This window comes from Paraburkholderia sp. EG287B, from assembly GCF_040965595.1.
Lineage (GTDB): Bacteria > Pseudomonadota > Gammaproteobacteria > Burkholderiales > Burkholderiaceae > Paraburkholderia.
Genome location: NZ_JBFRCG010000023.1, coordinates 82,204 through 106,066 on the forward strand (window position 1 = coordinate 82,204; position 23,863 = coordinate 106,066).

Annotated in this window: 22 protein-coding genes and 2 pseudogenes; 7 read left to right on the plus strand and 17 right to left on the minus strand. The window is 57.0% G+C overall.

The genetic code is table 11. The features are described from left to right. Nucleotide 1: 1 nt before the first annotated feature. From AB4Y40_RS34580 to AB4Y40_RS34625, 10 genes and pseudogenes are all read right to left on the minus strand, one after another. Entirely contained in the window at nt 2-781 is a 780-nt protein-coding gene (locus AB4Y40_RS34580; protein WP_368691662.1) for an acetoacetate decarboxylase, read from the minus strand. Nucleotides 782-1,279: 498 nt separating this feature from the next. Then, nucleotides 1,280-1,435: a hypothetical protein gene (locus tag AB4Y40_RS34585; protein ID WP_368691663.1), complete on the minus strand. Its 156-nt coding sequence runs from the start codon at nt 1,433-1,435 to the stop codon at nt 1,280-1,282. A gap of 76 nt (nt 1,436-1,511) precedes the next feature. Continuing rightward, a pseudogene (locus AB4Y40_RS34590) lies at nt 1,512-1,705 on the minus strand (IS5/IS1182 family transposase); the annotation flags it as partial. A 78-nt stretch (nt 1,706-1,783) separates the two neighbouring features. After that, nucleotides 1,784-1,908 (minus strand): annotated as a pseudogene (locus AB4Y40_RS34595) (LysR family transcriptional regulator); the annotation flags it as partial. Then, nucleotides 1,909-2,904, minus strand: coding sequence for a LysR family transcriptional regulator (locus tag AB4Y40_RS34600; protein ID WP_083245454.1), 996 nt, complete (start codon nt 2,902-2,904; stop codon nt 1,909-1,911). It lies immediately after the preceding pseudogene. A gap of 1,242 nt (nt 2,905-4,146) precedes the next feature. Next, the gene (gene flgE / locus AB4Y40_RS34605) at nt 4,147-5,400 is read right to left on the minus strand and encodes a flagellar hook protein FlgE (protein WP_368691664.1); all 1,254 of its coding nucleotides are present in this window, start codon (nt 5,398-5,400) and stop codon (nt 4,147-4,149) included. Then, a complete protein-coding gene (locus AB4Y40_RS34610) occupies nt 5,379-6,008 on the minus strand; it encodes a hypothetical protein (protein WP_368691665.1) in 630 nt (209 codons plus the stop codon). Before AB4Y40_RS34610 ends, flgE begins: the two co-directional genes overlap by 22 nt. Before the next feature lie 392 nt (nt 6,009-6,400). Next, nucleotides 6,401-6,697: a hypothetical protein gene (locus AB4Y40_RS34615; protein ID WP_368691666.1), complete on the minus strand. Its 297-nt coding sequence runs from the start codon at nt 6,695-6,697 to the stop codon at nt 6,401-6,403. Between the two features lie 185 nt (nt 6,698-6,882). Next, a complete protein-coding gene (locus AB4Y40_RS34620; RefSeq protein ID WP_368691667.1) occupies nt 6,883-7,815 on the minus strand; it encodes an MBL fold metallo-hydrolase in 933 nt (310 codons plus the stop codon). 295 nt (nt 7,816-8,110) lie between these two features. Then, nucleotides 8,111-8,722: a hypothetical protein gene (locus AB4Y40_RS34625; protein WP_368691668.1), complete on the minus strand. Its 612-nt coding sequence runs from the start codon at nt 8,720-8,722 to the stop codon at nt 8,111-8,113. Between the two features lie 946 nt (nt 8,723-9,668). Between AB4Y40_RS34625 and AB4Y40_RS34630 the strand changes: the two genes are divergently transcribed. From AB4Y40_RS34630 to AB4Y40_RS34650, 5 genes are all read left to right on the plus strand, one after another. Further along, complete coding sequence (locus tag AB4Y40_RS34630) at nt 9,669-10,334, plus strand: substrate binding domain-containing protein (protein ID WP_368691709.1); 666 nt, start codon at nt 9,669-9,671, stop codon at nt 10,332-10,334. 830 nt (nt 10,335-11,164) lie between these two features. Then, nucleotides 11,165-11,896: a glutathione peroxidase gene (locus tag AB4Y40_RS34635; protein WP_368691669.1), complete on the plus strand. Its 732-nt coding sequence runs from the start codon at nt 11,165-11,167 to the stop codon at nt 11,894-11,896. Nucleotides 11,897-12,088: 192 nt separating this feature from the next. Further along, nucleotides 12,089-12,481 (plus strand): DUF3331 domain-containing protein, encoded by a 393-nt coding sequence (locus tag AB4Y40_RS34640; protein ID WP_368691670.1) that lies wholly within the window; start codon nt 12,089-12,091, stop codon nt 12,479-12,481. Between the two features lie 219 nt (nt 12,482-12,700). Beyond that, complete coding sequence (locus AB4Y40_RS34645; protein WP_368691671.1) at nt 12,701-13,702, plus strand: VTT domain-containing protein; 1,002 nt, start codon at nt 12,701-12,703, stop codon at nt 13,700-13,702. A gap of 532 nt (nt 13,703-14,234) precedes the next feature. After that, nucleotides 14,235-14,807: a YbhB/YbcL family Raf kinase inhibitor-like protein gene (locus AB4Y40_RS34650; protein ID WP_368691672.1), complete on the plus strand. Its 573-nt coding sequence runs from the start codon at nt 14,235-14,237 to the stop codon at nt 14,805-14,807. A gap of 18 nt (nt 14,808-14,825) precedes the next feature. On the opposite strand, the gene AB4Y40_RS34655 is transcribed toward AB4Y40_RS34650, so the two are convergent. Beyond that, entirely contained in the window at nt 14,826-15,575 is a 750-nt protein-coding gene (locus AB4Y40_RS34655) for an SDR family NAD(P)-dependent oxidoreductase (RefSeq protein WP_368691673.1), read from the minus strand. A gap of 108 nt (nt 15,576-15,683) precedes the next feature. Here AB4Y40_RS34655 and AB4Y40_RS34660 point away from each other — a divergent pair, with 108 nt between their 5' ends. After that, nucleotides 15,684-16,634 carry a LysR family transcriptional regulator gene (locus AB4Y40_RS34660; RefSeq protein WP_368691710.1) on the plus strand — a complete coding sequence of 317 codons (951 nt, stop codon included), beginning with the start codon at nt 15,684-15,686 and terminating at the stop codon, nt 16,632-16,634. A gap of 308 nt (nt 16,635-16,942) precedes the next feature. Here AB4Y40_RS34660 and AB4Y40_RS34665 read toward each other — a convergent pair whose 3' ends face one another. From AB4Y40_RS34665 to AB4Y40_RS34675, 3 genes are all read right to left on the minus strand, one after another. Beyond that, on the minus strand, nt 16,943-18,148 hold the full coding sequence (locus AB4Y40_RS34665; RefSeq protein WP_368691674.1) for an NAD(P)/FAD-dependent oxidoreductase: 1,206 nt from the start codon (nt 18,146-18,148) through the stop codon (nt 16,943-16,945). A 390-nt stretch (nt 18,149-18,538) separates the two neighbouring features. After that, nucleotides 18,539-18,892, minus strand: a complete 354-nt coding sequence (locus tag AB4Y40_RS34670; protein WP_368691711.1) for a cupin domain-containing protein — start codon at nt 18,890-18,892, stop codon at nt 18,539-18,541. A gap of 116 nt (nt 18,893-19,008) precedes the next feature. Beyond that, nucleotides 19,009-19,488 carry a carboxymuconolactone decarboxylase family protein gene (locus tag AB4Y40_RS34675; RefSeq protein ID WP_069266927.1) on the minus strand — a complete coding sequence of 160 codons (480 nt, stop codon included), beginning with the start codon at nt 19,486-19,488 and terminating at the stop codon, nt 19,009-19,011. A 318-nt stretch (nt 19,489-19,806) separates the two neighbouring features. Between AB4Y40_RS34675 and AB4Y40_RS34680 the strand changes: the two genes are divergently transcribed. After that, nucleotides 19,807-20,805 carry a bestrophin family protein gene (locus tag AB4Y40_RS34680; protein WP_368691675.1) on the plus strand — a complete coding sequence of 333 codons (999 nt, stop codon included), beginning with the start codon at nt 19,807-19,809 and terminating at the stop codon, nt 20,803-20,805. Nucleotides 20,806-20,830: 25 nt separating this feature from the next. Here AB4Y40_RS34680 and AB4Y40_RS34685 read toward each other — a convergent pair whose 3' ends face one another. From AB4Y40_RS34685 to AB4Y40_RS34695, 3 genes are all read right to left on the minus strand, one after another. Further along, nucleotides 20,831-21,343, minus strand: a complete 513-nt coding sequence (locus AB4Y40_RS34685; protein WP_069266925.1) for an Ohr family peroxiredoxin — start codon at nt 21,341-21,343, stop codon at nt 20,831-20,833. 381 nt (nt 21,344-21,724) lie between these two features. Then, complete coding sequence (locus tag AB4Y40_RS34690) at nt 21,725-22,735, minus strand: LysR substrate-binding domain-containing protein (protein WP_368691676.1); 1,011 nt, start codon at nt 22,733-22,735, stop codon at nt 21,725-21,727. A gap of 145 nt (nt 22,736-22,880) precedes the next feature. After that, the gene (locus AB4Y40_RS34695; protein ID WP_368691677.1) at nt 22,881-23,762 is read right to left on the minus strand and encodes an RNA polymerase sigma-70 factor; all 882 of its coding nucleotides are present in this window, start codon (nt 23,760-23,762) and stop codon (nt 22,881-22,883) included. Nucleotides 23,763-23,863: the final 101 nt, after the last annotated feature.

Here is a 23,863-nt window from a genome sequence, read left to right on the forward strand (position 1 = left end):
TTTACTGGTTGACCGCGAGTTTCAACGACTCGGCAGGGGCGAGATAGTCATAGACCACGTCGCCGACATCGAGCGTCAGATTTGCAATGACGTGACGTGCGCCGATCACCTTGCGAACTGGCAGATCAGCAACCGATGCGAGTGCGTGCGGATGTAGCTCGAGCGCTGCAGGTCCCTCCCACGCGCCGATCACGTCGACGTCACGCAGGAAGAAGCGCACCAGTTCGCAAATGCGTACCGAACCATCTACGTGGGGAATGACCTTGAGCAGGTAGTTGGGCGTGTCGGCGAGCTTGCGGCACTCGGCCGCTGTGTCGAGCGCGCGATACTTGTAGCCCATCGTCCCGGTGGCGATGCGCTGCGTTCCGTAGTCGAGCGTGCCGAGGAGCGTGTCCTTGCCATCGACACAGAGCTTTGGCGAAGCCAGCTTCTTGGGAAACCCCCAGATTTCGCGTCCACCGGCGATCGGGCCTTCGTCGTCCAGATACATCGCGTGCGTGAAGTTGGCGCGATTGCCGTCCTCATCCCGCACCGAAATCACCTGACCGCTTTCCGTGTAGTCGCCGAATCCCGACGAATCGGGCATGCGGATAAATTCGTAGTGGACGATAGCGTTGTCGACCGTCAGCGGTTCCGGAACGACGGCCCTTAGCGCATCCATGTCCGTTTCATACGAGATGATGAAATACTCCCGATTGATGAAGCGGAAGGGCGGACGGGGATACGCCGGATTGTGTACGGGCATCGCAAAGGCGTTGTTGCGGATATCTTCTTCTGTCACGGGTCGTTCCTCGCATGGTGAGGGGTTGCGCAACGCGCATCGCAACAGCTTTTGCTGCCGCGACCAATGACGTGCACGCGCAAGGCAGTGAAGACTTGCTGTGCGCGTTTGCACGTTTCTTTTGCAGTGTTGTGTTTCACGGCTTGCATCAGGCATCGTGCGCCATCGCCGTCAGGACAAAGCGTAAGCGTGGTCGTCTTGCGGCAGTAGCCCTGCAAAGGAACTCCCCGTGTTGTCTATGCGACAACAATCAACGGCAGGAGGGTAGATGCACAGCGTGTCGCACCTGGTGGTATTTCTGGTGGTATGTTTTTCCGCGTAGAATCGCAGATGCCTGTTGGTGAAGGATGACGCGGCAATTTTCGAGTCTGGTCCACGGCCCGCACTGCAACTTGAGCGGCCACTGGTTGATTTGGCTCGGCGGCGTAGCGAAATCGCCCCAGCGAAGTGTCAGGACGGTCTGAATGCGAGCACCGGTCAGGAGCGCGACGTAGTGCATTAGCTCGTCTCGCGATTGCCCAGATGCTTCAGCGGGTTGACCAGTGCTTTCTGCTCATGCCGGGTCAGTGGCAGCAGATTGCCCCCGTCGTTAATTCGGCGATCCCACACGTATTCCCGCTTGGGAACCCTGATTGACACGTCGGCCGTCGCCACCGCCTTGGTTTGCTTAAAGCCCTTACCATCGATGTATTCAAGACCGACGGTTCGATCAATCCATGGGGCGTTCTGACCACTGCTGCATGAAGTGAATCTGCAACATCGTCTCAACCGGAAACGGCGGCCTTCCAGTCTTACCCTTCGGATAGTGCGGTTCGATCAACGCAATCAACCTCGACCATGGCACAAGGCGCCTCATCTCATCGAGAATTCCCGCTTGCGTGTGCGTTTCGTTGAAAGATCCAGGCCAAGACCGAGCTGTGTCATCGAGGAACTCCTTTAATTCGCGTTCTTCCAGGAGAGGACAACCAGACTTCAACGCCAGGACTTTTGCAGACCTTGCCTAGGGCTCAGTTCCGGCACGTCCGTGATTGTCACTGCCAATGCGCACTTGCCTTTGAGAACCAAGCGCTCGCCGCCTTGCATGGTCGTCATGCTGCAACCGTTGGAGAATCCGCCTGCGTTGAGCGTTAGACATTTCGGTAGCCAGCCAGATGGTCGAGGAGAAAGTCGACGAAGGCCTTGACCCTCGGAGGCGTTCGCGGACTGTTGCGGTAACAGATGAAATATCCACCGCCCCGGGGCGCAAGTCCCGCCAATACGGGGACCAACTCGCCTCTTTCAATGTGTTTTCCCGCTTGCTTGCTGTCGAGCTGAGCCAGCCCGCACCCGGAAAGCGCCGCCTGTTGTATGAGATCCAGATCGTTGGCGACAATGTAGCCATCGAAGCGACGCTTGACCGCCTCGCCGTTCTGGTAAAACAACCACTCAACCGGCCGACCAGAATCCGCGCGCCGATGCAGGATGAGCCTGTGCTGGCGAAGATCATCTATCGTTAGCGGGGTTCCGTGTTCGATGAGATATGACGGTGACGCGCATACCACCAGTCCAGAGTCGCAGAGGCGCCGCGCAACGAAATCTCCCTTGCTCACCTCGCCGTATCGGATCCCAACGTCAATACCGTTTCGCCCCGGATCGAGACTGAGATCATTGAGATCGAGGTCAATCTGAATGCCCGGAAACGTTGCGCAGAACGACGGAAGCATGCCAATGACATACAGCCGGCCGAAACTTGGTGAGCAGGCGACACGAAGGTGTCCGGCAGGTATAGCAGTAGTTTCAGTTAAATCTCCCGCAACACGAATGATGTGATTCACAGCCGGAAAACACTCTTCAAAGAATATTGTGCCTTCGGCGGTCAGCGCTATTTTTCGATTGGAGCGCTCCAAAAGTCGCACATTCAGCTGGGACTCAAGCCGAGCAATGCTCTTGCTTAGCGAGGGCGACGACACACCAAGGCGACGTGACGCCTCGGTGAGGCTGCCGCTGAGTGCGACATTGATGAAACCGATAACACCGGAGAAATTTCGCGAGATCCCGGGTCGCCGTAGCGACGCGGACCCTCGAGCCTCGAGTCCCAGGTAGGTTCGAGGGTGTGCGGCCGTACCGGTCATTTTCTTTGTCATTCGAAACTACCCTGTTACGTATGCCGAGGGGAGCTGGAAGCCGCCGTTACGGACCACGGCCCCATGGAGCATCGTGTCGTCTCTGAACCTTTGGGTCCGCCGCAAGGTGTTCGCGGGCTTACCACGCACTGCAGTCGGACACTAAGACTAACGGCGGGGGCTCCAAAGCGTGGAGCGGACCCTTCAACGCATAATCAGCTGTGTGTCGCGGACAAGATAGCTGTCGAGTAGGGCGGCTGTGGACACAACGTGGTCATTGGCACATGTTGTGTACCCGCCTACTTCGCGACTTGCAGACTGCGAGGAAATTTCGGACCAGCTTCGACGATTGCTGAACGCCGTTGATACGTCGCACCATGAGTTGCGCTTCGCGGTGTCGGATAAGCCCCAAGCCTTGCGGATGCCGTTAGTGCAGCTCGCCGCAACGCGTCATCGTAGGAGGGAGTAGCATGTGGTGGTAGACATGGGAACGGGCTCATAGTGTTGCCCGCATCGCACCAGTTGGCGATATGAGCAACATGTGTGCGTCGGGGCAAACGAGCTTCAGCCGTTGGCGCATGGCGCCACTATGTACACGGGCTGGTCTGGGTTGCACCGCATAGCGATTTGAAAAAAGCATTCGCAGACCGTTTCGAACATCTGCGACGAACCGGGCTCGCCTTCAATAAGCGCAGCAACGATCGCGATTACTGACTACGGCAGAACATGGCGCGTTCGCAGCTGCGCGCGATGCGAAACGAGACGATTCCATACCTTGATGGGAAACGCGTCGTGTGCTGGCAACATGGACTGCAGCTGGAGCGGCTCGCTGTTCAAGGTGATAGAAGGGGCAAGTTGGCGCGCCGCGTAGCCGGCCTGTTCGATTGTGCGTGTGCATGAACTCGCGGGCACGATTTCGCTGGTTAACGCGCACGCAGTCGGAAACTCCGTAACCCTTCGCACCGGATGGTGGCGAGGCGCATGCATCTTAACGACCCACTCAATCCGGAATGGCAGGCACATATCGAGTCTAGTGCGTTTGGGCTCACATGCGTTCAGGGGCGGGGGAGCGATCACTGTTCGGCGATTACCCCCAACGGCAAGGAAGCAGTTTGCTTTAACCTGCGTTACAGGCGCGTTAGACGGCCGGCCTCAGAGCACTGCCACGGGCGCGGAATCGCAATTCCTGCTGCCAGGCTCGCTTCACATTCGGCGAAGACGTCAGGCGTAAGGACTTGCGATTTCTCGCCGCGTATTGCTCAATCAGAGATTGAAGAGTGCCTGATCCACGTTTTGCTGCGTCTTAATGGTCTGCGCGTTCGCCTGGTAATTGCGTTGCGCGGTGATGAGATCGACGAGCTGGTTCGTGAGTTCGACGTTCGATTCCTCCACCGCACCGCCTTGAAGTGTGCCGTGCGTCGTCGAACCAGGCGTCGAAATCTGAGCCGCACCCGATTCATTGGTTTGCGCGTAGGCGTTTCCGCCAAGGTCGACGAGGCCGTTTGGGTTGTTGAACGTTGCGAGTACGATCTGTCCAAGATTGCGTGTCTGGGTACTCGTATACCTATCGCTCGAATAGGTGCCAGTCAACACGCCGTCCGACCCGACCGTGAATCCGGTGAGCTGACAGGCGGGGTTGCCGTCTAGGGCGAGATTGGTGACGCCGTCCTTGGCGCCGTACTGTGTCGTTCCTGTCAAATCGAGCGTGAGATTCTGAGTCGTCGCGCCATTGTCCGCAGCGTTGGGGATGCTGATTGCAAATGTTGCGGGACTCGGCGAGGTAATCTGCCCGGAACTATTGAACGTGACCGTTCCCAGGAGGCCATTCGCGCCTGGCCCAACCGGGGTACCAGTTGCACCGTAGGTGCCGTAGACATTCCACGAACCCGTTGCTGTCTTCGCGAAATAAAAAGTGACCGGCTGCTGGTCGTCGCCAAGCGAGTCGTAGGGGTTGACCTGCTGGCTGGTCGTGTAACTGGACGGATCGCTCGGACTGAACGTAGCGTTCGTGACGTTGCTGTCTCCGGAGTTCAGATTATACGACGCATGAATGGTCGTAGTTGCAGTGGGCGGGAGGTCCGCGTTAGAGATGACGATGGGGCCGATAGCCCCCCTGACGATGTTCCCGTTGGCATCGACTCCATAACCCATTAACTTCTGACCTTGGGCATTTTCAATCGCGCCACTCGGGTCCAGATGAAATACTCCATTTCTAGAATACGTCGTCGCGCCGTTGTTCGAAAGCAGGAAGAAGCCGTTGCCGTTGATTGCTACGTCCAATGGCAATCCCGTCGAGGTGATATTGCCATTGCTGAAGTTCTGCTGAACCTCGGAAAGCTGCGTTCCAATGCCGACCTGATTGTTGACGGATGTCGCAAACGCATTGGCATACATATCCGCGAATTGCGCAGTCGATTGCTTGAAGCCGACGGTGTTGGCGTTGGCAATATTGTTCCCGATGACACCCAGGTCGTCGGACGCCGCCGCGAGACCACTCAGCGCTTGTTGGTATCCCATATGGTCCTTGCTTGGTCGTGTTGGAAAGAGCCGCTTATCGTGAGAGCGACCGCTACACTCGTGATGGAGGGAGGGGTAGGGATGGTCGGCGCACCACCGCCGTCCACCGAAAATCGAACAGACATACGCGTTGAAACCGGGAGCCGATGCGCCGCGAGATTGAAGCGATGGGTGCGCCGCATGTTTTCGCCGAAGTAACGTAAATCGATGACCCCAATGAATGCGCTTTCCTTGCTGTACAAATAACCCGTTGTTCTGATCGGGTAGTTGCTCAGATCGTCACACGTAACGGACAATGTCAGGTCGCGAAGATATGCGCCCCTGACCTCGTCCGGGATAGCAAATAGCGGGCCTTCGAAGTCGAAGTTCCAGTTGTTGATGCACAGACGAAGCGAGTCGAAACCTTCCCAGGACGGCCCGCCTTCCTCATCGCGCGGTTGGCGTAGCAAATAGTGTGGACGTCGTCCAGGATTTGGCGTTGACTTGTTCGCCGCCGACCTAAAGAACTGCGTCGGTACGCTGGCAATCAACGTCGAACCAGAATCATCAATCACAGGAGTCCCCGCGTAGCGAACTACGGCAAAACTTGCTGGCGAAGCGAATTTCATAAAATACGCATTAGCGCTAATTCTCACCGGAGACTTGCTTGCACACGTGATCGTCCGGCCGTGGCAAGTATGCGTGCGCCTCTAAACCGTTGGAATACACCAAGTGGCTAACTCGATGTTAGCCATTGGCTAATTGAACTGAGTAGGCCTAACGCGTACTCTTCGAGTTGGCCCATCAAGGGAGCATGCGCGAGAGCGGAAACTGAAAAGGCCGCTCAAAGCGCCCTGATTTCCCGCGTTGGCAAGCTGCGTCGGTGCTTCTGAAATGCAAAGTTGGAAAAGGCGAAAGCCCGCGTGCACGGCATTCATCATCTGTGGCGAGATCGGACCTGAAGCGCGAGCCATTGCTGGAAGTCTGGAGTAGCTTGACTCGAGGGGGGAGTACGTCGAGGTCAATTTGGGCGACGATCAACTGCCGCGAATGACATCGCCGCGATACAGCGATGTCGCCCGCGCCAGCCGCGTTCGTGGTCAATCAGGCGCGGAATCGGCGCATGCGCAAACTTCGACAAATGCGCTGCTGGCTGGTCGATCAGATCCGATGCGCGGTCGTCAACGGAGATCTTGTCGAAGGGCGTGCGAGATACCAGCCGCCATGGAACCTGATGCCAAGCGAGGCTGCCGTGCTCATGGCGGAGCTGTTCGGCTGCGTCACGTACACAGAATCGCACCTTAGACCAGGATTTCATGGGAATCTGAAGCGAAGGTGAGTTGACACATTCGTTCCTACATATGCTAATTGACGACTTTATTTCACTTGAACCGGAAATAGAGTCGTCAACTCACAGCCAGAATCTAGGTACGAGAAGGATTGTGAAATGATTGCCTTATTTCTATTCTCTTCTGAGAATTGCCATCGGTTGTTAGTCGATGATCAGTAGTCCCACAGCACTGGCACAAAACGAAAGCCGTCGCCGTTTTTTGCAATGTGACCGATGGACGGAAACGCGATATGTGCTGCTGCCAGCAGAGCGCCGGTCTCAGCCGCTTCGTTGAGCAACGCGATGCGCACGTCCATAGCTACTTCAGGTTCGTGCTCAAAGCCATTTTGCCATTCGGGATTCTCGAAGCCGACTTCGAAAATCGCGTCACCTGCGAACGTCAGTTTCTCGCCGTTCGATGCGACGTCTACGACGCAATGCCCCGGCGTGTGCCCACCCGTTACGCGCGCCGACACGCCCGTTGCGACTTCGACGGTCTGATCGAACTGCATGATGTTTTCGCTGTAGAGTTCCGTGAACTTCGCAGCCGCTTTGCGGAGCGCGAGAGGAACGGCTTCCGGCATCACCGTCTTGCTGAAGTCCGGATTTTTCCAGAATTCCACTTCGGCCGCAGATACGTGAATGCGCACGTCCGGGCGCAGCTTGGACTTAACGCCATCAACGTTCAGTCCGCCGACGTGATCCATGTGCATATGCGTAATCACGATATCGGTGATCGCAGCCAGGTCGATGCCAGCCGATTCCAGGCGCATCACCGACCGACCTGCACGCGTGAAGTATTCGAAACCGTCGCCCACACCCGAGTCGATCAGGATCAGGCGTTCGCCGCTGCGCACGAGCGCAATATTCAGCGCCCAGTCGAACATGTCGCGTTGCAGGAAGCGACCGTCGAACCATTCGTTGCGGTCCGCTTCGCTCACGTTGGTGGACATGGTTGAGGTCGGAAGCGGCAGAATTCCATCGCTGATCAGCACGACGTCGACGTCACCCACGCGCACGGCGTAGCGGGAAGGCACGAGCTCGCCTGAACCTTCCTTGCCGAGCTTGGAGATAACCGGTTGCAAATTGCGAGTTGTTTCGCTCATCTTCGATACTCCTGTTCATTAAGTGGGGCACTCCGCACCGGCGCGGTACACGAGCACGGCGGCGAGTTCCGCGCGCTTCGTTTTGCTCGCGTTTCGAGCCGTGTGAAAGATTGTAGGCAGAGAGGCGAGCACCGGTAGCATCGCGAATGCATCCATCATGTTGTCCGAACGGCAACAATCGACGACGAACAGAGATCGACCGAAACTGTCGGCTATAGCCGGTGGTCCCGATGTGCCGGTCTTCCGACATCAGGCGCGCGTCCGGTACATCCTCGTTCGCACACGAAAGATGCAGCTAGACCCTGGGTATTGCTTCAGTGGTATGTTCATCCTTGACGCGCTGAAACCCTTCGGGAAATGCATGCCTCGCGTCGGCCGTAGCCAGTTGAAGCGCATTCAGAACCAACTGGGCCAATGAAACAACCTCCTCACGTGTCAAGACCACGGTGTCTTCCGCGATTGTCTGGCGCATCACCCTATGGACGTCAGACAATTGGTCCGGGGCGAACCCGAACGCCGCACGGTAATAAATTACATAGGCTTCGAACTGTAGGTCTGGACGATCAGATAGAATTCTCCACGCCGTATCGAAACGCTCCTTATTGATTCCATCTTGATACGCCGCGGCACGAAGATAAAATTCGTAAGAATGCTGCAAGCTTAGAGAGAAGTAAGAAACCGCCGACCGGAAATCTTCGTCCTGCAAATTGTAAAGTCCAGCGTTGAAAGACAGCTCGAAAGCCCACTGGTGCCGGGTGGAATGCTGTTGCTCACGATGGATGCAATTCGGCCAATAGCGTTGGTCGATTTCTAGTCCCATCGAGGAGACGACGGAAGTCCCGACAAGCATCTCGTCGCCGTAGGCGCGGCACACCTGACATTCAATTGACACTGCTGTTCTTTGCATTGCAATATCTCCTTTCGAGATGACCGGCCCTTCACTGGATGCTAGCTACATCTAGTCAGTAGCCGCTACCGTTGGCACACCAAATTAGGTCGCTTGGCGTGGTTGGTTCAACTGTACTCGTCAAACCAAAAACATGAGCCGCCACGCACGGCGGGTCAGGAAGAATACTGACCTTGCTGTCACAAACTTGACCTCCACACCGTCTTATATACCGCTGCATATCCTGACTCTGCCGCACCTAGATGCCACGGATATGCTTTAGCTGGCAGGAAAATGGCGATATAGAAGAATAGGTCATCGACCAGCCATTAGGCGGGTTGATATACGTTTCGACCGGTTCTCTACCGGCTACGGAATGCGGGTCTTGCTACCAAAATTCATCGACAATGGCAAACGGCACTGTTGTCGAGAGGACAACACTATGATTCCCTCCAACTACCTGTCGGTATCTTGGCGTTGAAACGACGATGACATTCACACAGCACGTCTACGTTACCTATTCGTCGGGTGCACGTAGTTCCGACCTTTCGGTGAGGCTTCGCCTCGGTGATTTGCTGCCGCATCGCGCGGGACGTCGTCGATTTGGAGCGAATCACCGCTCATATCGACGATGCGCAAGCTCTATGGGACTCTCTCTTGTCCAGAGGAAAATGTCCCTACGAGCCGCCGCCGGCCAAGGCTCACTCGCCTGCAGTTTCACTAGCAGCTATCCTCGCATAATTGAATACCTTGCCGTCGTGAAGGAAGGTAGGTTCTCGAAGGCCAGTGACGGACTTCGAGTCGACCCGCCTCGGCGAGTCGAAAATTGCGGGAGCTGGGGGCGCGGCCGAATGCTAGGCTATTTTCGAGGTCGACACGAAGTATTTCATTGGCGCGCGATGGCGAACTCATCTACGAGAGAACTGCCGTCAGGAAATCGACCGGATTGCCCCAGGAAAATGAAGTGATGCGTGTACTTCACCGCGGTCCGCATTGTGGACGTTTGCGAATTTGCTCTACGACGGGGTTTGGCCGCCGAATTGTTGGGCCGCTGCTAACTAGTTTCCGTGCTAAGTATCCGGATATAGCGATCGACTTTTGGCTCCAAGATATCGCCCCGGATCTTACCGCAAATCGAATCGACATCGCGTTTTGTGATGATCGAATGGATGACGCTCGAATTGTGGCGAGGCAACTCATACCCATGCAGCTACATGTTTGTGCATCGCTTGCCTACGCTCGCGAGCTCGGCTTGCCACGCACTGTGGATGAGCTTAGCGGCCATCGCTGCATTAATGTCCGAACGGCATCCGGTCGCGTTGCCGAGTGGGAATTCAAGACGGGCGGGGTGAGCCAAAAGACGGTCCCGAGGGCCTTGCTTACATTCAATGACCCGGATCTCGTCTTGCAATCGGTGTTGGACGGGGAGGGCATTGCTCAGTTGCCCGCCTATCAGGCAAGTGTGCTACTGCGTGAAAGGCGTCTCCTTGCGTGTCTAGCTCAATACGCACCGGACGACAGAGGTCACTACGCATGCTATCGGATGTGCAAGCAATTGCCGCCCCACGTAAGTGTTCTCCTCGACTACATGACTGTGCGAATTAGAGCGCTCGACTTGAGTAGTTCAATTTAGTGCTCCCCCGCTGGTCTCCGGTTGATTGTTGTGGTCTGGACAACACGTTGGTTCGGTCTGCTGGTCTATTGCGTAGCCAACCGTAAGCCTACGATGCGCTACATGGGTCGTCGGCGAATAGAAGCAGTGGGCGCGCTGCGAGTAGTCCAGCCATTCGGTCGAGTGCAATTCACTTACCGGATTCTCCGATGCAGATCTAACCTCGGAGCGCGATCATGAAGCTTTGTAATGATTGACGGCAGCGGGCTCATCGGAACAACGGTGGTCCACCGTTTTTCGGACGAGGGCACGAGGTTCTTCCGGTATCTCGTTCAGAAGGCATAGGTGCCGTGAAAGGCATAGGCTCGACGAATGCACCGGTCGAAGATAGGATCCCTCTGAGATTCTTCGAAATGTCCCGCGGAATTCTATTTTCCGGAGAGGCAGCGAAGGGGAGGTATCACGGGTCGCGCAGATTGCTGTCGAAATCGACAATTTGTTCGAGCGCGTATTTCCGCGAGAGGATTGCAGAGGAGAAACGCGTTCGTGCGCCGAGCATTCCCTGCATGTTGGGAAGTTGTTCGACCTATTTTCCGCGTTGCTGAGTGATGGCGCCCATACGGGAAATTACGCAGATACGGTATTTTCCCGCAAAGCCAAAAGGATCAATTGAACCGGGATCTGTTGGCCTTCTTGAGAGGCTGAATTCGAAAGCCTGAGCTGCCACACTTGTCTCATAAGCGGCAGAATCTATGTACGGGGGAGGGCAGACGTTACTCCCCCTACGCACCTCGACGCAGTTGTCCGACGCCGTTGCCAAATCCGGACCGTCACTACTTATGGAGTCCATCATGCCCCAATCCCGTGAAGGTCAACGCATTCCGAACGTGACGTTCCGCATGCGTGTTGAAGACGCATGGAAGAACGTGACCACGGCGGAACTATTCAACGCCAAAACGATTGCTGTGTTCTCGCTACCAGGCGCATTCACTCCTACGTGTTCCTCGACCCACCTTCCGCGCTTCAATGAGCTGGCTCCCGCGTTCCGTGCTGCAGGCGTGGATGCTGTCCTTTGCGTGTCTGTCAATGACGCCTTCGTGATGAACGAATGGGCTAGGGACCAGGAATGCGGGAACATTGTGATGATTCCAGATGGCAATGGCGAGTTCACTGACGGCATGGGCATGCTTGTGGACAAAACTGACCTGGGTTTCGGCAAGCGCAGCAGGCGCTATTCGATGCTGGTAAGGGACTGCATAGTGGATAAGATGTTCATCGAGCCTGACGAACCGGGTGACCCTTTCAAGGTGTCGGATGCCGACACACTGCTCAACTATGCGGCGCCGAACGCGCTGCGTCCAGACCAGATCGTGGTGTTTTCGAAGGTTGGCTGCCCCTATTGCGCTAAGGCGAAACAGTTGCTGTCGGATCGCAAGATGGACTACGTCGATGTACCGCTCGATCACAAAATCCGTGGGAAGGTGCTCGGTGCAGTATCCGGCAGCACCACCGCGCCGCAGGTATTCATCAACGGCCGGCACATTGGCGGATCCGAAGCGCTCAAGCTGTATCTGCAGGGCTGAGTCAGCACACCGCGAAATCCAACATGATTCAACTTTTCCGGCCCTTCAATCTCGACGGGATACCACCCATGAAGTGCTGGCGGAGGCATTAAGAAAGCCAGGCTCGTGGCATGCATTTCGTCGCCGTTCTGGTTGAGGTAGGTCGACTGCTATTCGTGAGTCGTGTTCGACAAGAGACTTTCTGGATCTTATATGGCTACCCTATTACTCGATCCATGGTTACGGACGATCAGCTTGTTGGCAAGGGAGTACGCCGGTCCAACTACACCGGAGTGCGTCGCAGCAAACAGTGTGAATCGTCGAACCTCAAAGGGTCGCGCTCGACCTTCGGCGGGCGCGTCCGCGCGTTTGATAGAGCGTCCAACTCTAACGACCGTAACGGTGGCTTGGAGTGACTCGACGCTGGGCTGCTTCGGTAATCAAACTTGGCGGCTTGGCGTAGCGCGTCATGCAGGCGTTTGCGCAATTAGCGGACGAATCATCGGCCGCGGTGATGAGGTATTTAAGCCATTTTCGCGACCAACTCCCGCAAACGCGAGGGCGATGATACTGGCAGTAATGATTTGCGGAAACGTTGACAACTGAGGTCGTTTCGTTGGTCGATGGATACAAGTAATTTTCATCAATAGATCGCCTGCGCATTGTCGTTCAATTAACTGAGTTAAGCCGGCATCTTGTGTATATCGTTCTTTATCTAAGAAACACTTCTCTGAGTAGAGGGGATGATGCTCGGGCAATGCCCGTTAGTTAGAAACGGCTTGACTCATCCTGAGGAGAGTGCGTAGGCAATCCAAGGAGCGCAGTATGTTGACACATGAACTAATTTCCCGATACGGCGCACTGATAGTCTTTTTGAACGTTCTTGGCTCGTCACTTGGTTTGCCGTTGCCCGCCATCCCGACTTTAATCACCATCGGTGCGAGCATTGCCATCTCAACGCACGCGATTTCTTCGACTTTGGCGAATTTCTCAATCATGCTGGCAGCAGCTGTCGTGGGAGGTTCGATCGGTGACTTTGTCTGGTTTCAAGGCGGCAAGCGGTACGGTGAGCGCACGCTTCAAACTATATGTAAGCTGTCGATGTCCCGCGAGACCTGTGTTCGAAAGACAGAGCGATTCTTCGGGCGTTGGGGAGTCCGCGTCATGATCGTCGCCCGGTTTCTACCAGGATTGTCCCTCGTTTCTGTGCCGTTGTGTGGCGCCATGGCAGTTAGGCTACGTTTGTTCATATCCTACGACTGTATCGGAATCTGCCTTTGGGCATTTGTTGGGCTGACTATTGGTGCGCTATTTTCTGCACAAATTGACTTGATATTTCGGATATTTTCCCAGCTTGGATGGCAGGCGTTAGTTGTGGTTGCTGTGGGACTGGTGTCCTATATTATTTATCGCTATTTGCGACGGATACTGCTCGCAAGAGCTCTTGAAACTGCTCGGATTACGGCGGGCGAGTTGCATGTTCTCCAGTCATGTGACCCGCGACCTGTGGTCTTCGACATCAGATCGCCTGAGCGACGCATCCTCGATCCCTTTGTCATTCCTGGCTCAATCTTTGTCGATGAACGCAGAGCGTATGAGATCGTCAACGAATTTGGCACTCGTCGAACGATGGTGATCTATTGCTCATGTCCCGGAGAAGTATCAGCGGCGTGGATGGCGAAGCGCTTACGAGGCGCTGGCGTCCAGATTGCGTTGCCGTTAACAGGTGGGATCGATGCGTGGCGCACGGCGGGATTTAGTGTTGACCCAATAGAAGCGATATACAGCACGTATATTGCAGCGGAAACGCGAGGCATGGCGGGATAACGTGACATGCGTCAATCGCTTGCTAGCGAAGTGGCAGGCAGCCGCCGCCGACTCGCTTGCCGCCAGAATTCGTTTGTCCAACGTTCGAGCGACGGCTATCGGGGGCTGAATCCCATACGGCTTGCGGCTGAGAGGCTGCCCGGCTTCAGCAATCTCCACCGTCAATGTTAGGTGCTACGTCTGGACGGCCCGGCAAAGCCTTGGAAGTGCTCGTGATCATTTTGCATAACAGTGAATTCACGCTCGTCTTTGAAAAGGAATGACCTCGATGTTCTCGCCAACTTGGACCATTAAGGACCAAACGTGCGATTGTTAGCATAGCGATTTAGAGAGCGTCAAGCAGCACGGCCGGTCAGCGACAACTATTTTGGCCGGTCGGCCAACATAATTGTGGCCCCCAGCGTTTGTGGTGCGCTTGTTGCGCGCCAAGCAACAAAGTGGTTTCGTGGATCCCACTTCCGAGTAGTTCTCGCTGGCGTTACCGTGCGATAGAAATGTCGTCGGACCTTTCACCAATCCACAGGAGTTTGCTATGCGATTTCTTCTCATAACACAAAAAGCGGTCTGTGTTTTTACACTGCTCGCAACACTGCCCGCGGTCGCGCTCGCCGAAACACTTGCTGTGAAAGTCAGCGATCTGGATCAGGGCCGCTTCACAAAAGAGCAGGTGTACAGCGGTTTCGGCTGCCGCGGCGAAAACGTATCGCCGCGGATTTCATGGAAGCACATACCGCCCGGAGCCCGCAGCCTCGCTGTGATGATGTATGACCCCGACGCGCCAACCGGCGGCCTCGGCTGGACCCACTGGGCCGTTGCTAACATACCCCCATCGCAAGCCTCTCTGGAGAAAGGTGCCTCTGGCAACACTCAACTATTGCCGGCTGGCGCCGTCGAAACGTTGACCGACTTCGGAGAGTCGAAGTACGGCGGACCGTGTCCGCCGCAAGGCAAGCCGCATCGCTACGTGATTACGGTCTACGCACTCGATGTGCCCCATATCGATGTGGATCCGAAGTCGAGTCCGGCGCTCGTTGCGTTTCAGATGCATGGGAAGGTCATCGCGAAAGCGCGCTATGTCGCAACGTACCAGAGCCCGGCAAACTGAGCAGTCTTGCTCATGAGATCACGTGAGCGACATGCCGCCATCGACTCTCAGATTGACGCCGTTGATGAAGCTGCTCTCGTCACTCATGAGAAAGAGCGCCGCGCGCGCGAGCTCTCCCGGACGTCCGAGGCGCCCGAGCGGAATGCGGCCCGCTACGGCGGCCTCGAACGCTGGCCGCTCGGCATCCGCCACGCCAAGCTTCGAAAGTATTGGCGTGTCGACTGGTCCCGGACTCATGACATTCACTCGAATGCCGCGCGCCTTGAACTCGAGCGCCCAGCTCCGCGCAAACGCCTCGATTGCGGCCTTTGTGCCTGCGTAGACGGCGTGCCCATCAAACACTTTGTAACTTGCAATCGAACTGGTCAGCAAGACGGCACCGCGATCGCGCATCAACGGCGCAATTTTTTGTACGCCGAAGAAGATTGCCTTTGTGTTGGTCGCAAAGTGCAGGTCGTAGGAATCAGCGCTAACTTCGCTCGACGACTCGAGTGTGTTGATTCCCGCATTTGCGAAGTAAAAGTCGAGCCCACCGAAACGATGAGACACGAGTGATGCTACATCGTCATGCGTTTTCGGATCTGCGAGATTTCCCGTCACTCCCAGTGCTTTGTCGCCAAGCTCGGACACAGCCGCATGGACGGCATCTGCTCGGCGCCCCACAACGATGACGTTCGCACCTGCGGCGACTAGTAGTTTGGCAGTGGCCAGTCCGATTCCACTATTTCCGCCGGTGATGACAGCAACTTTATTTGCGAGCCGATTCATGTTTTCTCCACGATGTTCCGCCGATCTGGCGTACCGCTGAAATTTAGCAACGGCCGCCACGCTGATGTAGTCGCACATCGGCTATTTCACTTGTTCCGCTTTGTCATCATGTCTGCCGAAAAATTTAATGGCCTTCCGGCTTTCGTTCGTTCCGTCGAAACGGGGTCGTTTACGATGGCAGCCCAATCGTTATGCACCACACCGTCAGCCGTGTCAAAGAGCGTCGCGAGGCTCGAAAAGCGACTGGGTGTTCGGTTGTTTCAACGCTCGACGCGCGCTTTCGTCCTGACCATGGAGGGTCAGGCGTACTATGAGCGCGTAGCACCACTGATGCGCGGACTGGAAGGTGCGGACGAAGTGCTGCGCTCGCCTGCGGCCGCCACTGGACGACTACGTGTGAGCTTGCCTGCGGAGCTGAGCTGCCTTTTGCTCGACCCCGTCACGCGGAAACTCATGGCGAGTCACCCGGAACTCGCGCTAGACGTGAGTGTTAGCGATCGCCATGCGGACCTGATACGCGATCGCTTCGACATCGTCATAAGAGTGGGCTGGCTAGAAGACAGCAGCTTGCATGCGCTGCGGGTCGCCAGTCTTCAACTGGCTCTGGTGGCCGCGCCCGCTTACCTGCGCGAGCGAGGTACGCCGCGTGTGGTCGCGGATCTTGGCGAGCATCAGCATGTGCGTTATCGGCTCAACGGACGTGCGTACCCCCTAGTCTTCGGAGACGGGATGTCGATGGCGATCGAAGGGAGGTTTGACGCGGACAACGGCGATGCAATGCGAGTTGCAGCGTTGAATGGACTAGGTATCGCGCAGATTCTGGAGATCGCCGTGGGAGAAGACATTGCAGCGGGGCGGTTGCATGTGGTTCTGCCCGATAGCGCGTTAGCATCGGTGCCCGTTCACGCAGTTCACGCGTTCGGAAGAAATATGCCAATGCGTGTGCGGGTATTTATCGACTTCGTCGCTGCGCAACTGGCCGCGTGGAACGTCGTATCCTCGTTTGAACCGCTACGAGCGGGCGCTGGGTTGGAAGAGGAGTGCGAGAGGACGACCTGATATTGCTCGACGCTGTCAGCCCAGCGTCCACCTACCGCTGGAAGCCGTGTCCTTTTCATTTCGACTTATAGCGGACGCCGCAAACGGCGTCCACCCCACATCGCTCGAGTTTTAAATGTTTCGACTTGGTAACTGGATAGCGCCAACTCGTCTGGCGCGGACTGCCGAGGTGCGGGTGTTATCCAGTTTCATGTTTGCCTCCTCTTGGGAGTTGCAAGTCATCTGGTTCATCTCTGGGGGCTCCTAAGCGCGATGTTTGGCAGATCGCGCTTTCTGCGTGGAAAACGCGTTCGATCCTCGCGAGGTGTTCAGAGATCGGTCACACGCTCTGGATCGGCCGACGCGAGTGCGGCGGCGCGCTCGGCCTTCGGTGGATATATCCAGACGGTGTTGATCTCCTGTTTCGTCTTTTTTGCGACATCGCCGACCATCTCTACCTTGCGCTCCCAACCGCGCGTGAACAGTGCGCCGGCTTCGCCGAGGTCGAGGCAAGTGACGTAGGCCTTCTGCTGGTAGGGCTTGGTCGGAACGCCAAGCAATTCCGCTGCGGCGTTGTTGCCGGCAAATGCGCCCATACGCGTCGCGTGCTGGCATGACATCAGTGCATAGTTGCCGTCGTCATCGCAGGCGGCACGGGCGGCATCGCCGGTGGCGAAGACACCCTGAACGCCCGGTACGCGCAGATCGCGATCGACCAGAAGTCGGCCAGAATTATCGCGTTCGGCCGGAATCTGCGCGGTCAGCGGGGCGGCACGCATGCCTGCTGCCCAGATCACGGTCTCCGTCTCGATGTGTTCGCCGGTGGATAATGTCACGCCCGATTCGTCGAGAGAGGCGACGCCGGCGTCGAGGCGGGTTTCCACACCGAGCTTGCGCAGCGCGTCGTCAATGAGGGGGCGGGGACCTTCGCCCATGTCGGGTGCGATCACACTGTTGCGGTCGATGATGATGACACGGGTCTTGGTATCTTTACCGAGAATCTCGGGCAGACGGCCCGCCATTTCAGTTGCCGCCTCGATCCCAGTGAATCCGCCGCCAGCCACGACGACCGTGTCGCGCCCGTTCAACCGCGGGCGGTTGGCGAGGCTGTGCAGGTGCTTGTCGAGGGCAACCGCATCGTCGAGCGAGTCGACGCTGAAGCCGTGCTCGGCGAGTCCGGGAATGTTGGGACGGAATAGTCGACTGCCGGTGGCCACCACCAGGCGGTCGTAAGAGAGCGACTTGCTCAGGTCTTTTCCGTATGCGATCTGCACCATGCGGGATTGGGTGTCAACCGTCTCGACGCTACCTTGCACATACACCACGTCGATGGCGTTGAGCACATTCAGCAATGGTGCCGTGAGGGTCTCAGGATTCCGTTCGTAGAGCCGCGGGCGAACCACCAGCTTCGGCTCCGGAGCTACCAGCGCGATTTCGAGTTCTTCGGGAGTCACTCCCTGGATGTCGCGCAGACGAGCTGCGGAAAGCGCGGCGTACATGCCGGCGAAGCCGGCACCTATAATGACGAGTCGCATGAATGCTTACTCCCTTGATTGGATAAATATAGGAATGCAGAAGATTATTGCGTGATTACGAAAGCGAGTATTTTCTGGCCTGATGCGGTCATACACTTGCTACTAAAGATTTGTCAGCCGATCGTTTTGTCTCAGTCAGTTCTTGTCTGCCACAGCTATAGTCTCGCCAACCGCATTCGCGGTTCTCCCAAGCGCTTGACGCAATCGCAGGAGCGAATGCTGCTAACCGAGCGTTGCCACCACTTAACCGGTGGCTGTCGCATTGGCGCGGCGGCGAGGCGCTCGGTAGAGGCAACTCCCTCGATTTCGCCAGGCACAACTTTCCGGATGGAATGCCATGTTTTCCTAGGGGTCAGGAACGTTCGACCTGGGGCAACGTAGGCGTCTGGTTTATTTCGCCGGCACAAGAACCGGCGCGCCTTTATCTTTCAGCAGCATCACGATGAATTTTGCGGGCTCCGTTTGGCTCGCGTTGCGCCCGATCGTATGGACATCGTTCAGGCCTTCATAGAACGTTTGCCCTGGCGAAAGTATGACCTGCTTTTTGCCCCTTACCTGCATGATGATCGTGCCTTCCAGCACGTAGATGAAGCCGTATGCATTGTGCCGATGCACCGGATCCGCGGCGCCCGGCGGATATTCGACGCTGATCATCAACGCTTCCTTGCCCGGATAGTCCTCAAGCGGGACCGTCATGAGAGGCGTGACGCGAGCTTCTGGCGGCGCGGCCTGAACGCTGCTCATCAACGCCTGTGCAGTGATGAGCGCCGTGACTACGGTATGTTTGAAACCAGCCATGATTGGCTTCCAGTAGAGCAGCCCGCATACGCGGGCTCGCGACGAGAGCAAAGTATGAGCAGTCAGGCCAGGTTGGCCTTGTCGAGGCCGAAGGCCTTGTCGGCCGATCCTGGCACGGTCCTGAATGCGAGATTCGCACGATTCCAGCCGTTGATGGCCATCACATCGAAGGTCAGATCCGAGAGTTCCTTCTCCGAGAATTGCGTACGCACGCGCTCGTAAATATCGTCTGCAAGGCCGTGCGCGCCTAGCTGTGTCAGTGCTTCGGTCCATGCGAGGGCGGCGCGCTCGCGTGGTGCGAATAGCGTGGATTCACGCCAGATCGCCAGATGATGGATACGCAGCTCGCGCTCACCGTGCATGCGAGCTTCCTTTACGTGCATGTCGACGCAGAAGCCACAACCGTTGATCTGGGAAGCGCGTATCGAGATGAGGTCGCGAATCGACTCTTCGATCGCGCTCTCCTTCAACTGATTGCTGAATTCCATGTACTTCTTGAATAGTTCCGGTGACTGCTGGATGTAGTTGATACGCTGCGTCATGCGTTTCCCCTTGAGTAGGTGAGTTTCGACTCCGCGACTGGTTGATGCCTCAACCGAGGATCAGCGCGTAAGTAAATCGTAGGTCGGTGTGCTGTCTCGCGCTAGCCGCATGTAAGGATCCATAGTGTTGTCTTTCTTACACCAATTGGGTTACGCATCCAGCCACATACTCTGCGCACCAACGGGCAATTTCGTGTTCGATGTCACAAAATGAGGGTGTGGAACGTCTTGAGAGTGCGGGAAGCACACGCATCGCGCATCCGTCGAGCGGACCATCCATGCGCCCACTCATTCACCGTGTAACGAGGCGATCACGATATGCACCTCGGCAAGTCTTATAAGTTATCCGAATTTCTTTACTGGACCCGGAGACAAATCTACGCGCTCGCGATCTGGGGCACGTTGCCTGTCATTCTGTTCAGGTTTTGCAACATAGAGTGGCTATCGGTGCCGCTTACCATCGTCGTGCTGCTTGGCACCGCGACGTCGTTCATCGTCGGCTTCAAGAACGTTCAAACCTACAATAGGGCAATGGACGCGCAGGACATCTGGACCGGCATTGTGAGCGCGAGCCGGCGCTGGGGGCAGCTCGCCCGCGATTTTCCAGACGACGAAAGCGTCAGCCGCAAGCTGATCGAGCGTCATCTAGCCTGGCTCACTACATTGCGTTATTCGTTGCGCAGCCCGCGAGTGTGGGAGAGCATGAACAAGGGATTTAATGCCGAATACCGTCGTCACTACAGGGTGCCGGAATGGGAATTGAGCCTCAAGGAGACGCTGCATAGATATTTACCAGCGTCGGATACCGCGCTCGCGCTAAGCGCCCCAAACGCCGCGACAGCCTTGCTGAACACCCAGGGCGCATGCCTGCAGAAGCTTCATACCGCGGGAGAGCTGAATTTGTCGTTCTATCTGGAACTTCAACGCGCCTTGGGCGATTTCGTTGCGTTGCAGGCAAAGGCAGAACGGTTGAAGGATTTTCCATATCCGCGTCAATACGCGACCGTGAGCACGTTATTCGTCCGCTTCTTTTGCCTGCTCTTTCCTTTTGGCTTGCTGCACGAATTCGACAAGCTCAACGATAGCGTGAGTGGCTTCATGCACGGAAACATGATATGGCTCGTCGTGCCGTGCAGCGTCGCAGTATCGTGGATGTACACCTCGCTAGAACAGGTCGGCGAGAGTACAGAAAATCCGTTTGAAGGAAGCGCGAACGACGTACCGATTTCGACGTTATGTGTGCAGATCGAGCGCGAACTGCGATCGCTGCTCGGCGAACACACGGAAGATATCGCAGCGGAGTCGATCGCGATGTAGTGCCGGGAATGTGCGGCGCGCAGTCTCAGTCCGTGTCGTCCGGAGCAGCGAGCGCGACGACGTTTTCGATTCCCTGCCGCGCCATCTTAGTGTAAGGCGTAAAACGCTCAGTTTCGCGAACGAGCTGTTCGGCGAGCTCACGCTCTAGACCCGGCAAGCGGACACGTGTGTACGCAGTTAGGACGAACAAGCCATCAACGGGATCGCGGCCGAATCGCACCGTGACGTCGACGGAGGTGTTGGCGAGCGCAATGCCGGCGCGCGCGGCAAGCAGACTCAGCGCACCATGAAAGCAGGCCGCATAGCCCGCGGCGAAAAGCTGCTCCGGGTTGGTGCCGCCACCGGGTCCGCCCAGTTCCTCGGGTAGGCGGAGCTCGACGGCCAACTGGCCGTCGTCGGAACTCGCGATGCCTGAGGCACGGCCGTGTCCCGCTGTGCCACCGGTAACGGTGACTGTCGTTGAATACAGCGTTTGCCCTTCTTTGCCGCGATACTTCTCGAGCAGGGTCAGAGGTGGGGGATGCAAAGGATTGCTCATGGGGTCCCAAATTCGATCACGGTAGTTTCTTGGTCGGGCGCTGCTGGAACCGCATGATCGTCCACGGTACGTCCGTTGCCGGCCGAGCGGCAATTGCCAAATAATCGCGCTCGCGCAATTTATATACTACTGTCTTGACCTCGGTAAGTTCTGTACCGCAATGCCGACGATCGTCTGACGATTCTCCGTGAGATTGTGGTTCGACAGGTCGCCTCCGCGCCCACTGCGCGGATTCGCATCGTGATGCATCGGTTTGCAGACGCCTCTCTGCTGTGGGAGGTGGTGACGGCCTAGTCGCGAACGATCATACATATGCTCGGTGTTGTCCGGTAGGCCTTTGCGAGGAATCACGGTGTTTCCTGCAGAACATCATTGGAGTCGTCATGCGGGCTGCTGGTCGGCTGCCTGCGCAATAGTGAGCGGCGTCGAACACTGGAGATCGAGCGCTCTCGTTTGCTCAGTCATGTAGTCAACGAACACCCGAATGCGGGCCGGAAGCTGCTTTCGACTGAGAAAGCAGAGGTAGTGGCCACCGTCGTCTGGCGCGTGTTGGGCGAGGCAGCTGACGAGCCGCCTGTCACGAAGTAGTTCACACACCTGGTAGGCAGGCAACTGCGCCAGGCCTAGTCCGTCGAGTACGGCCTGCAAGGCCAGATCCGGGTCGTTGAACGTATGGCGCGCGGTCGGCTGGTACCGCTGCGTGAGACCGTCCACCTTGAATTCCCACTCCTTGAGGCGCCCCGATGCCGTCCGCAGGTTGATGTGGCGATGCTCGAGCAGTTCATCGACGTGGCTAGGCAAGCCGTGAATTCGGGCGTACGCGGGCGATGCACAAACGATCATTTGCATGGGGATCAAGTGGCGCGCGACGATGCCGCTGTCTTCCATGCGTCCATCGCGAAACGACACGTCGACGCGATCCGAAGTGAAATCGGCGGGCCGTTCGTTCAGCAGCAGTTCCAGGGATATATCCGGATAGCGCGCGTGAAAGCCCCGCAACAGCGGCGCGACGACCCTGCGCCCGAAGGCCGCCGTCGAGGCGATGCTCAAATGGCCGCGAGGCGGTCCGTTGCGCAGCTCCCGCATGTCTTCGAGTGCCTGAGCGATGCGCGCGAGGCCAGCCTGGCAGTTCTCGTAAAAGAGCTCGCCTTCGCGCGTCAACGAGGTGCTGCGCGTCGTGCGCAGGAAGAGCCGCGCGTCGAGTTGAGCCTCAAGTTTCTGAACATTGCGGCTCACAGATGAGCGCCCAATGCCCAAGCGGTCGCCCGCTCGCGCAAAACTGCCCTCATTCGCGACTGCGATAAACGACACCACGCCAGCATAGCTGGTCGCGAAACTGCTGGCCAACGGATCGTCGGCGCCGTTCGAGCGGCACGAAAGATGGTCTGTCATGGAAGCAATAGTCGTAATGTTCCTGACAACTAGACGGGTGGGTGCGTTCGTTTGTGACGCAAATCCAGATTTATTTATCGACGAGCGGCGCGATAGCGGGGCCGGGGTACTTACTGCCTCTCAAGTGCGTGCGCAGCGCATGGTATCAGCCGTTGCCGTGCACAGCTGCGATACGTGCCAGCTTGTCGGGGTTGCGCTGCACATGAATGCAAACGATGCGATTGCCGTTGATTTCGAACGACTGTGCGGATTCGAGCTGGCGTTCGAAATAGCGTAGCAGCGCCCATTGGCCGTTGAGTTGCACCAGCTTGAGCCGCATTTCGCTGCCAAATCGTAAATGAGACGCATAGAAGAGCTGCGCGATGCGCCTGCCGCCCATCATCGGCTTCGGGAAGCTCTGCACCTTGCCGCCGCCATCGCCAATCAGGATGGCGTCCTCGGAGAGCAACGCGTTGATTGCGTGGAAGTCACCGCGCTCGATCGCCTGCGCGAGCCCCTCCAGCAGGCGCCGATGCGTTTCGCGCGAGACTGTATAACGTGGACGCTCATCGCGCAGTTGGACCTTCGCACGACTCACGAGCTGACGGCATGCCGCTTCGCTCTTGCCGATGGCCAGTGCCACCTCCGCGTAGTCCGCGTCGAAGACCTCGCGCAGCAGGAACGCTGCGCGTGCCTCGGGCGTGAGGCGCTCGAGCAACAGTAGGAAAGCAACTGATACGTCATCGGCGCGTTCTTTGGCCTGTTCTGGCGTGGTCGGGGAATCTGTCAATTCCGGTTCCGGTAGCCAGATGCCCGTGTAGTGCTCGCGTCGGATTTTCGCGGCGCGCAGGTGGTCGATGGACATGCGTGTCGTGACCGCGACTAGCCAAGCTTCCGCGTTGTCGATGCTCTCGCGGTCGGCCGACTGCCAGCGCAGCCATAGGTCTTGCACAATGTCTTCCGCCTCGGCTACCGAGCCGAGCATTCGATACGCGATTTTCTGCAATCGTGGGCGCAGCTCGCTGAAGACACATGCTTTCTGGTCCATGAAAACGCTTCCTTGAAGGGGATTTCTCGGGGGGCGAGAAGGTTACTGAAAGGTGCATATTGCCATAGTAAAGACGAACTTGTGGCCCGTCTCATCCCCCT